4 protein-coding genes and 1 pseudogene are annotated in these 11,926 nt (G+C 40.5%); all 5 read left to right on the plus strand.

Going from position 1 to position 11,926, the window contains the following annotated elements; genetic code table 11:
- The first annotated feature begins 261 nt into the window (after positions 1-261).
- The 5 genes and pseudogenes from NSQ85_RS06785 (at position 262) to NSQ85_RS06815 (ending at position 11,612) form a co-directional block, all read left to right on the plus strand.
- A complete protein-coding gene (locus tag NSQ85_RS06785; RefSeq protein WP_179973747.1) occupies positions 262-1,233 on the plus strand; it encodes a thiamine pyrophosphate-dependent dehydrogenase E1 component subunit alpha in 972 nt (323 codons plus the stop codon).
- Positions 1,234-1,257: 24 nt separating this feature from the next.
- Positions 1,258-2,256 (plus strand): alpha-ketoacid dehydrogenase subunit beta, encoded by a 999-nt coding sequence (locus NSQ85_RS06790; RefSeq protein ID WP_179974529.1) that lies wholly within the window; start codon positions 1,258-1,260, stop codon positions 2,254-2,256.
- A 156-nt stretch (positions 2,257-2,412) separates the two neighbouring features.
- The gene (locus tag NSQ85_RS06795) at positions 2,413-3,801 is read left to right on the plus strand and encodes a dihydrolipoamide acetyltransferase (RefSeq protein ID WP_014608315.1); all 1,389 of its coding nucleotides are present in this window, start codon (positions 2,413-2,415) and stop codon (positions 3,799-3,801) included.
- A gap of 170 nt (positions 3,802-3,971) precedes the next feature.
- Complete coding sequence (lpdA, locus tag NSQ85_RS06800; RefSeq protein ID WP_179973745.1) at positions 3,972-5,726, plus strand: dihydrolipoyl dehydrogenase; 1,755 nt, start codon at positions 3,972-3,974, stop codon at positions 5,724-5,726.
- Positions 5,727-6,001: 275 nt separating this feature from the next.
- Positions 6,002-11,612 (plus strand): annotated as a pseudogene (locus NSQ85_RS06815) (pullulanase).
- Positions 11,613-11,926: the final 314 nt, after the last annotated feature.

The following is an 11,926-nucleotide window of genomic DNA, read 5'->3' on the forward strand; positions in this document are numbered from 1 at the left end:
TTTGAAGATAACAAATTGAAGTATAGGTGCTATGCATGTGCTGTAAGCCCATGAATCATGGCATCACTCATATAATAAAATAGCCTATTTGAGTTTGAGAAAAATCTATCCAATTATAGCATAACGCTTTGAAAAAGAGCATACGAATTGCCTATATGCGATAAGGATGTAAGCCTTTTCATTTTTAAGCATATTTCTTGCTCATTAAGTTTTTTTAACCTATCCTATACATATATAAAAAATTCGATAGAGGAGATCGATATGGTAAAACTTTCTAAAGAGACACATCTTGAGATGTTCACTAAAATGGAACGTATCCGTGAATTCGATTCACGTATTAATAAATTAGTTCGTCGTGGTTTTGTTCAAGGAATGACTCACTTTTCAGTAGGTGAAGAAGCCGCTAACGTAGGAGCTGTCCAACACTTAAGTTATGACGATATCTTCTTTTCAAATCACCGTGGTCATGGACAATCTATTGCTCAGGACATGGATTTGAATAAAATGATGGCAGAGCTTGCTGGTAAGGCAACAGGAGTTTCTAAGGGGCGTGGTGGTTCTATGCACTTGGCTGACTTTGAAAAAGGTAACTATGGTACTAACGGTATCGTTGGTGGTGGTTACGCTCTTGCTGTAGGTGCAGCCCTTACTCAACAGTACAAAGAAACTGGAAATATCGTTGTTGCCTTTTCAGGTGATGGCGCTACTAATGAAGGTTCATTCCATGAGTCAGTCAATATGGCAGCTACTTGGAAATTACCTGTTATCTTCTTCATTATTAATAACCGTTATGGTATCTCAATGGATATTCATAGAGCTACCAACACTCCTCACTTGTATACACGTGCAGAAGCCTATGGTATCCCTGGATTCTACTGCGAAGATGGTAACGATGTAATGGCTGTATATGATATAATGGGTAAGGCTGTTGACCATGTTCGTGGTGGAAATGGTCCTGCTATTGTTGAAGTTGAAACATACCGTTGGTTTGGTCACTCTACGGCCGATGCGGGTGTTTACCGTACTAAGGAAGAAATTGACGAGTGGAAGAACAACAACGACCCAATTATTAGATACCGCGACTATCTTGTTTCTGAAAATATCGCAAGTGTGGAAGAGTTGGATGCTATCCAAAGCCAAGTTAAGGCACAGGTTGATGCGGCTTATGAGTTCGCCCAAAATAGCCCAGATCCAGAACTTTCAGTTGCCTTTGAAGATGTATGGGTAGACTAAAGAGAAAGGATGAGTAATACAAGTATGAGTGAAACAAAATTGATGGCATTGCGTGAGGCAGTAAACCTTGCTATGAGCGAGGAAATGCGTAAAGACGATAACATCTTCCTTATGGGTGAAGATGTCGGGATCTATGGTGGTGACTTCGGTACATCAGTCGGTATGTTGGCAGAATTTGGTGAAAAACGTGTTAAGGATACACCAATTTCAGAAGCAGCAATTGCTGGTGCAGCCGTGGGTGCTGCTATTACAGGTCTTCGTCCAATCGTTGATTTGACTTTCATGGACTTCATCACTATTGCCCTTGATGCTATCGTTAATAATGGTGCTAAAAACAACTACATGTTTGGTGGTGGTTTAAAGACTCCTGTAACTTTCCGTGTAGCTTCTGGTTCAGGTATCGGATCTGCAGCGCAACACTCACAATCTCTTGAGTCATGGTTGACTCATATTCCAGGGATCAAAGTTGTTGCTCCTGGTAATGCAAACGATGCTAAAGGTCTTTTAAAATCTTCTATTCAGGACAATAACATTGTTATCTTCATGGAACCAAAAGCTCTTTATGGCAAAAAAGAAGAAGTTACACAAGATCCTGATTTCTATATTCCACTTGGAAAAGGTGAAATCAAACGCGAAGGAACTGACCTTACTATTGTCACGTATGGTCGTATGTTGGAACGTGTTCTTAAGGCGGCTGAAGAAGTGGCTGAACAAGGTATTAATGTTGAGGTAGTTGATCCTCGTACTCTCATTCCACTTGATAAAGAATTGATTTTTGAATCAGTTAAGAAGACTGGAAAACTTATGTTGGTCAATGACGCTTATAAAACAGGTGGCTTCATCGGTGAGATTGCTGCTATGGTTACTGAAAGTGAAGCATTTGATTACCTTGACCACCCAATTGTACGTTTGGCAAGTGAAGATGTGCCTGTACCTTATGCGCGTGTCTTGGAACAAGCGGTTCTTCCAGATGTTGAAAAAATTAAGGCTGCTATTATCAAGATGGCTAATAAAGGAAACTAACTTTCTAGCGACGGTTAAGCGATATTTCTCGTTAGTAAAATATATTTCTTTTTTTCACTGTGGGAGTATCGAAAATTATAATTTAATGTTGAAAGGAGAGGGTGAACCAGACGCCTAATTTTCAGTCGCTTTCTGGTCGCTCTTGGTATCTTATAAATGGCTTTTGAGATTATTATGCCTAAGCTCGGTGTAGACATGCAGGAAGGTGAAATCATCGAGTGGAAAAAACAAGAGGGAGACGTGGTTAATGAGGGAGATATCCTTCTTGAAATCATGTCAGATAAGATAAACATGGAACTTGAAGCAGAAGACTCAGGTGTTCTTTTGAAGATTACCCGTCAAGCTGGTGAAACAGTACCAGTTACTGAGGTGATTGGTTATATCGGAGCTGAAGGAGAAGTTGTGGCTGATAATGCTGCAATCGCACCAGCTGCAGAAGCTGCGCCACAAGTTGAAAAAGTTGCTGATGTGGAAACGCCTGCTGCTAAGCCTCAGCCACAGGTAGCTATTGTTCATGAAGGTGGCAAAATACGCGCGACACCTAAAGCACGTAAAGTGGCACGTGAGATGGGGATTGACATCGCTCAAGTTCTCGGAACTGGGGCAAAAGGGCGTATTCATGCAGATGATGTTGAGAACTTTAAGGGCGCTCAACCTAAGGCAACACCATTGGCTCGCAAGATTGCAGCAGACCTCGATATTGATTTAGCTACCGTATCTGGAACAGGATTTGGTGGTAAGATTACTAAGGAAGATATTCTTGCAATCAGTGCTCCAGCACAAGTTAAGGTGGCTGCAGCCGCACCTGCGGTTGAAGCTAAACCTGAAAAAGTCTTGCCAGAAGGTGTGGAAGTCATTCCGATGTCTGCTATGCGTAAGGCTATTTCTAAGGGAATGACGCACTCATACTTGACTGCACCAACATTTACTCTTAACTATGATGTGGACATGACTAACCTTATAGCTCTTCGTAAGCAAGTTCTTGATCCAATCATGAATAAGACTGGTATGAAGGTGACCTTCACTGATTTGATTGGTTTGGCAGTTGTGCGTACCCTTATGAAAGAGGAACACCGTTACCTCAATGCATCCTTGATTAATGATGCACAAAATATCGAATTACACAAATTTGTTAATCTTGGTATTGCAGTTGGTCTAGATGATGGCTTGGTTGTACCAGTCGTTCATGGTGCTGATAAGATGAGTTTGTCTGACTTTGTGGTGGCCTCTAAGGATGTCATCAAAAAAGCTCAGGCTGGTAAATTGAAGGCGGCAGAAATGTCAGGTTCTACTTTCTCTATTACTAACTTGGGAATGTTTGGAACCAAGTCATTCAATCCAATCATTAATCAACCTAACTCAGCTATCCTTGGTGTTTCAGCAACTATTCAAACACCGGTTGTTGTTGATGGTGAAGTTGTCGTGCGGCCAATCATGGGTCTTTGCTTGACTATTGACCACCGTATTGTTGATGGTATGAATGGTGCTAAATTCATGGTTGATTTAAAGCATTTGCTTGAAAATCCAATGGAATTGTTGATTTAAGAAAAATATCTAAAAACTGAAGTTTTAAATAGAAAGGAGAGAGCGAACCATAGGGTTTAACTGAACCCGAGCGGAAAGCTTGGAAAATAAACCGTCCGTCTACGCCAGCAGGCTGACGTGCCGGGCACCTAATTTTCAGTCGCTTTCTGGTCGCTCTTGGTATCTTATAAATGGCTTTTGAGATTATTATGCCTAAGCTCGGTGTTGATATGCAGGAAGGTGAAATCATTGAGTGGAAAAAACAAGAGGGAGACGTGGTTAATGAGGGAGATATCCTTCTTGAAATCATGTCAGATAAGACAAACATGGAGCTTGAAGCAGAAGACTCAGGTGTTCTTTTGAAGATTACCCGTCAAGCTGGTGAAACAGTACCAGTTACTGAGGTAATTGGTTATATCGGAGCTGAAGGAGAAGTTGTGGCTGATAATTCTACAAGCACACCAGCTGCAGAAGCAACTGCTCAATTGGAAGCGGCTGGGCTTGAAGTCCCTAAAGCTCCATCTCAACCATCTCCAGCGGCAGCAGAAGAAGCTGCCCTTGCTGATAACGAATATGATATCGTTGTTGTTGGTGGTGGTCCAGCTGGTTACTATGCAGCCATCCGTGGAGCACAACTTGGCGGTAAGGTTGCCATCGTTGAAAAATCAGAATTTGGTGGAACATGTTTGAATAAGGGATGTATCCCAACTAAGACCTACCTTAAAAACGCAGAAATCCTTGATGGACTTAAAATTGCAGCAGGTCGTGGTATCAACCTAGCATCAACAAACTACACCATCGATATGGATAAGACGGTTGACTTTAAGAACTCTGTTGTTAAGACCCTTACTGGTGGTGTGCAAGGTCTTTTGAAAGCTAATAAGGTAACTATTTTCAATGGTCTTGGTCAAGTTAACCCTGATAAGACTGTCACTATTGGCTCAGAAACAATCAAGGGACGTAACATCATCCTTGCAACTGGATCAAAAGTATCACGTATTGATATCCCTGGAATCGATTCACAACTTGTGATGACATCAGATGATATTCTTGATTTGCGTGAATTGCCTAAATCACTTGCTGTTATGGGTGGTGGTGTCGTTGGTATCGAGCTTGGTCTTGTTTATGCTTCATACGGCGTTGACGTAACAGTTGTAGAGATGGCTGATCGTATCATCCCAGCTATGGATAAAGAAGTGTCACTTGAGCTTCAAAAAATACTTTCTAAGAAGGGTATGAAGATTATGACATCTGTTGGTGTTTCTGAAATTGTTGAAGGCAATAACCAATTAACACTTAAACTCAATAATGGTGAAGAGATTGTGGCTGAACGTGCTCTTCTATCAATCGGGCGTGTGCCACAATTGAACGGTCTTGAAAATCTTAACCTTGAGCTCGACCGTGGCCGTATCAAAGTGAATGAATATCAAGAAACTTCTATCCCTGGTATTTACGCCCCTGGTGATGTAAACGGAACTAAGATGCTTGCTCACGCTGCTTACCGTATGGGGGAAGTAGCAGCCGAAAATGCTATGCATGGTAATGTCCGTAAGGCACACCTTGATTATACACCAGCGGCAGTTTACACCCACCCAGAGGTAGCAATGTGTGGTCTTACTGAAGAAGATGCACGCGCTAAATACGGTGATGTTCTCATTGGTAAATCAAGCTTCGCTGGGAATGGACGTGCTATCGCCTCAAATGAAGCTCATGGCTTTGTTAAAGTCGTTGCGGATGCGAAATACCATGAAATTCTTGGAGTTCACATTATTGGTCCGGCTGCTGCTGAGTTGATTAACGAAGCAGCAACTATTATGGAAAATGAACTGACTGTAGATGAACTCTTGCAATCTATCCATGGTCACCCAACTTTCTCTGAAAATATGTATGAGGCTTTTGCTGATGTACTTGGAGAAGCTGTTCATAATCCACCAAAACGTAAATAAGATAAATTAAATTCTCGGACAGGTGTTTGAGGATTTTTTCTTTTGTCACACATTTTCATATTCAGCTAAATCTCGTAAAATTCTTTTCATTTTTAGTATTAAATACGAATAGGTAGTTAAAGGGTTTTCAAATAAGATAAATCGCAATTTTACTAGCGTTTAGAATTTTATAATGTTTCTGTCTTATTTAGAAAATTTTTAATAAAGACTTTTCCATGAGAGTTTTTCTATGGTAAAATGGTTAAAGCATTATAAAAATGCAAAAGGAAAGTTAAATGCGAACGAAAGATTTTATCTACTATGATAGTGCGGCTGTTCTCTTGGCTGTCACAACACAGGTTGCTCAAGCAGACGAAGTGGCGACACAAACGCCTTCCGTTACTGAAGGAAATCAGTGTCAACCTGCGACAGGGGCTGAGATTTTTGGTGGAGAAGCAGCTTTACCGGCAACTTCTAGCTCAAGTGTTTCAGCACCTGCGGCTACAAGTAAAGTGGCAAAAGCTAGTTCTCCAGCGGTATCTACGGTCTCCTGCTTCACAGAGTTCCGAGGCTGCAACGGCATCAACTTTAGTAATATCTTCAGTTGTTAGTTCAGAAAGTGCAACAGTTTCTACAAGTGCGACAAATTCTGAAACATCAAACAGCACTGTAGCAACACCTGCTAAATTAACGAATTCTACAGATGTTCCTTCGTCAACACTTAAGGTGCAACCAAAGACTTTTATCGATGTCAGCAGCCATAATGGTGAAATCAGTGTAGATGACTATCGTGCTCTTGCACGCCAAGGTGTGGGTGGTGTCGTTGTCAAGTTGACTGAGGACACTTGGTACAACAACCCTAAAGCACCCTCACAAGTTCGCAATGCTCAAATTGCTGGTCTTCAAGTATCAACCTATCATTTTTCTCGATACACAACTGAGGAAGAAGCACGTGCAGAAGCTTGTTTCTACATCCAAGCTGCACAAAAACTGAACCTTCCAAAGAGTACTGTTATTGTTAATGATTTCGAAGACTCTAAGATGCTTTATAATATCAACCGTAACACCCAAGCTTGGGTTAACGAAATGCGTAAGCATGGATATAACAACTTGATGTTCTAACAAGTGCCAGCTGGTTGGATGAGAACAATCTAGGCTACCGCGACCCTGTCTCAACCTCTCAATTTGGGATTGAGAATTTCTGGGTTGCACAGTACCCATCATCAACTCTTACAGCAACAAGTGCCAAAAACATGTGCTTTAATGCCAAAACTGGTGCATGGCAGTTTTCAGCTACGGCTAATCTCTTGCCAGGTAAACATGTCTTTGACCATAGCGTGGACTATACAGAACGTTTCACCGCAAATGCCAGTGCTGAGGTTGATGCCACTCAAGGCAATTTGAGTGGAACCATTTCTATTATCAATAACAATCCAACTCTTGGTAGCTTTGATGTTGTCATCTCTAATGTCAAAGCACCAAATGGCGTTGAAACAGTCTCTGTTCCAATTTGGTCAGAAATTAATGGTCAAGATGACATTATCTTGTATACGGCTAACCGTCAAAATAATGGAACTTATACAGTAAACGTTAAGGCTTCAGCTCATAAAAACTCAACAGGCCTATATAATGTTCATCTTTATTATGTTCAAAAAGATGGTCAATTAACAGGTGTTGGCGGAACAACTACTCAAGTCTTCATTGGTAAGACATCAGAGCAGTTGAAACCTAAAGTAAGTTTTGCTATTGAAAATAATAATGCTAAGAATGGTACCTTTGATGCTGTCATCACTAACATCACAGCACCACTAGGTGTTAAGGAAGTTTTGGTGCCAACATGGAGTCTTGAAAATAGTCAAGACGACCTTATTTGGCATAAGTCTTCCAAGCAAACTGATGGCAGCTATCGTGTAACCATTAAGGCAAGTGAACATAAGGGCATTAAAAGAAATTACCGTGCCGATGCTTATATCGTGGATAACTCTAATAACCGCCATTATATTGCTGAAAAAGTAGTGGCTGTTGATTATGCTCGACCAAGTGGTGTTCTTACAATTGAAAACAACAATACTGCAGCAGGTACTTTTGATGCCGTTGTTCGTAATATTGTTGCTCCTACAGGTTTGAAAGAGGTTCTTGTTCCTTCATGGAGTTTAGCTGGCGGTTAAGATGACCTTACCTGGCATAAGGCAACTCGTCAAGCCGACGGTTCTTACCGAGTGACTATCAAAGCAACAGATCATAAGAATTCAACTGGTAAATACCGTGCTGATGCCTACATCGTAGATGACTCTAATAAGCGTTTCTACATTACTGAAAAAGTGGTAGAAATTACTCAAACTCGCCCCTAGTGCAAGTCTCGTTATTGAGAATAATGTGCTGATTTAGGCACTTTTGACGCTGTTATCCGCAATATAGTAGCACCAAATGGGGTTATGGAAGTCTTAGTTCCTTCATGGAGTCTCGTTAATAGACAAGATGATCTCGTTTGGCATAAGGCAACTCGTCAAGCCGACGGTTCTTACCGAGTGACTATCAAAGCAACAGATCATAAGAATTCAACTGGTAAATACCGTGCTGACGTTTACATCGTAGATAATGCCAACCAACGTCATTATATCACTGAAACTATTGTAGATGTAAAACATAATAAACCAGTAGGTACCATTTCAGTAGTTAATAACAATAAAGATACTGGTACTTTTGATGTCATTATCAGTGATGTCTATAGTTCTAAAGGTGTTCGTACTGTTCAAGTACCCCTATTTGGTCTGAAAAAGATGGCCAAGATGACATTCGTTGGTATGAAGCCACACGACAAGCTAATGGCACTTATACGGTAAATGTTCAAGCTACTAGCCATAAAAACTCAACAGGCTTGTACAATATTCATTTGTACTACATTTTAAATGATGGGTCACGAGTTGGTGTAGGAGGGACAACGACAACAGTTGAATTCCGTAATGCTAAGACAAAAACGCAAACCTATATCACTAATGTTAATTCAGAAGCAGGTAGTTTTACAGTAGTAGTTGATCAAGCGCCACAAGGTCGTCAGATTCAGAATATCCGTGTAGCTGCATGGTCAGAAAGCAACTAAGGCAACCTTTCTTGGTACAATACAGCACCTAATAGCTCACACACTGAAATCAATGTTTCGACTGTTAATCATAAGAATCTTATCGGCAGCTATACGACTCACGTTTATGTAGATACTGATCCGACAGTCTACACCAACCCTTACTTTGTCAAGGATGTGCGTTTGACTGGGGCTCATCAGCTTAGTCCAAGCCAAATAGAACTTAGTTTCACCAACTTAGACGAGGTCTCATCTGAAGATATTCTCAAAGACCTCAAGGTTACATATAAGGATGGTAACAGTGTGATTCTTAAACAGCTTGAGTTGGATACTAAGCTCAAAAAAGCTATATTAACTGGTGATTTTGCTGCGAAAAATCTGCCTTACAAGGTCACTTTGGGCAATGATAGTTTTAAAACATCTGATAGTTGGCAATTGAAGGTTGCCCTCTACAGTTACGATGGCGAATTGGGTGCTCGTCTAGAAGAGAATGGTACTAAGGCACATGTGACCCTTTGGTCACCAAGTTCTGATCAAGTAGATATCATTGTCTATGATAAGAATAATCAAGATAAGGTGCTTGCTGAACATACTCTAAGCAAAGGACTTCGAGGTACTTGGCAAGCTGACTTGCTTGCGACTGATTTTGGTTTGGAAAACTTAACCGGTTATTTCTATCAATACCGCATCAAACGTGGTGATCAGTCTGTAATCGTTTTGGATCCGTATGCGAAGTCTTTGGCCGCTTGGAATAGTGACAATGTCAGCCAGGGACCTGAACACAAGATTGCCAAGGCTGCCTTTGTAGATTTTGCTAATTATGGACCAAAAGATCTTGACTACGCTAAGATTCCAAACTTTAAATCTCGAGAAGATGCCATCATTTATGAGGATCATGTCCGTGATTTTACCTCTGATAAGGCTATTTCAGCTGAATTGAAATACCAGTTTGGGACTTTTGCAGCCTTTGCGGAGCGTTTGGATTATCTTAAAGACCTTGGCGTAACCCATATTCAGCTTTTGCCAGTATTAAGATACTATTTGGTCAATGAAATGCAAAATGGGAAGCGTTTGGATGCCCATGCATCAAGTAACAGTAACTATAACTGGGGTTATGACCCACAAAACTATTTCTCTTTGACGGGTATGTATTCTGAAAAGCCAAGTGATCCAGCTAAACGTATCGAAGAATTCAAGAATTTAGTTTCTGCTATTCATGCCCACGGTATGGATGTTATCTTGGATGTAGTCTACAATCACACAGCCAAGACAGCTATTTTTGAAGACCTTGAGCCAAATTACTATCACTTTATGGATGCTGATGGCACACCACGTTCGAGTTTTGGAGGTGGTCCGTCTAGGCACGACTCACTATATGAGTCGTCGTGTCTTGGTGGATTCGATTGCTTATTTTACTAAGGAATACAAGGTTGATGGTTTCCATTTTGATATGATGGGTGACCATGATGCTGAAAGTATCGAGAAGGCTTACCTTGCTGCACGCGCTCTAAATCCAAACCTCATTATGCTTGGTGAGGGCTGGGTGACTTATGCTGGCGATGAAAATAGCCCTGTTCAGCCTGCCGATCAGTCTTGAATGAAGAATACAGATACCGTAGCTGTATTTTCAGATGATGTTCGAAATATCCTCAAATCAGGTTATCCAAATGAGGGGGACACCTGCCTTCATCGCAGGTGCAAAACGTGATATTAATAAGGTTTTTGACAATATCAAGGCGTAACCAACTAACTTTGAGACTGATTCCCCAGGTGACGTTATCCAGTATATTGCTGCTCACGATAATTTGACCCTTTTTGATATCATCGCCCAATCAATCAAGAAGGATCCAATCAAGTCTGAGAATAATGCTGTAATTCATCGTCGCTTGCGTCTAGAAAACCTCATGGTCTTGACTGCTCAAGGAACACCCTTTATTCATTCTGGTCAGGAATATGGTCGTACGAAACAGTTCCGCGATCCTACCTATCGTTATCCGGTTTCTGAGGACAAGGTGCCGAATAAGGCTCATCTTTTAGTTGATGAAAAAGGAAATCCGTTTGATTATCCGTACTTTATCTATGATTCTTATGATTTTAGTGACGCCTTTAACCATTTTGACTGTACTAGGGCGAATGATACTAAGTCATTCCCAGAAAATACGAAAACACGTGCCTTTGCCAAAGGTTTAATCGCCCTACGTAAGTCTACAGATGCTTTCAACTTTAAATCAAAAGTAGATGTGGATGCACGTGTGACGCTATTGACAGTTCCAGGTACGAACAATGTCACTCAAGAAGATTTGGTATTGGGATACCAAACTGCTGCTTTCAATGGGGACCATTACCTTGTCTATGTCAATACTGATAGCAAGTCTCGTCAGTTTGATTTGAGCAAGATTACAAATGGTCTATCCTATATAGTTTTGGCGAATGGAAATCAGGTCAATCTATCTGGAATTAGTGAGTTATCAGGTGTGACAATCAACAATCACATCTTGACCTTGGATCCACTAACAGCGACTATTATTCGTTTGACCAATGCTAAAACACCAACTGACCAAGTAGCTAATCCTTCTGAAAAGACCGGGTCATTTGGTGGTAAAGATACTGAGGTAACTAAAGCAAATGTCAAGGCTTCAGGTAAAGAGGACCTTGTTGGAAATGCAGAACTTGTTAATCGTGACAATGGTTAGGCTAAAACTGAAGCTAGTCATCAAACTGATAAGCAACTGCCATCCACTGGTGAAAAGACAAATCGTGGACTCTTTTTAGCAGGTCTTCTAAGCATTCTTAGCCTAGGATTCCTTAGAAAACGACGTATCAAGTAATTATTTTTGAAGCTGTGAAATACGTTCGCAATGTTTCAAAGAAACTAAAATAAGTCTCTTCTTTGAATTTTCAAAAACAAAAAATTTTTAAAAACAAATTAACATAAGTGAGATGATAATCTAAATTTTTCAGGTTTAGATCCGTCTCGCTTTTTTTGATTTATTATAAACAACGTTGTTTTTTTATACTTATTCTTAACTATATTTTAGAATGATTCTTATATAATTAGAAAGCGTTGACAGTACTTATAACATTTGATAGGGTAAGAACATAATCTTTAATTAATAGTATTGAAGTCAGTTATGGATTGGTT

The sequence above is a fragment of the Streptococcus sp. FSL L8-0526 genome, assembly GCF_038007145.1.
GTDB lineage: Bacteria > Bacillota > Bacilli > Lactobacillales > Streptococcaceae > Streptococcus > Streptococcus thermophilus.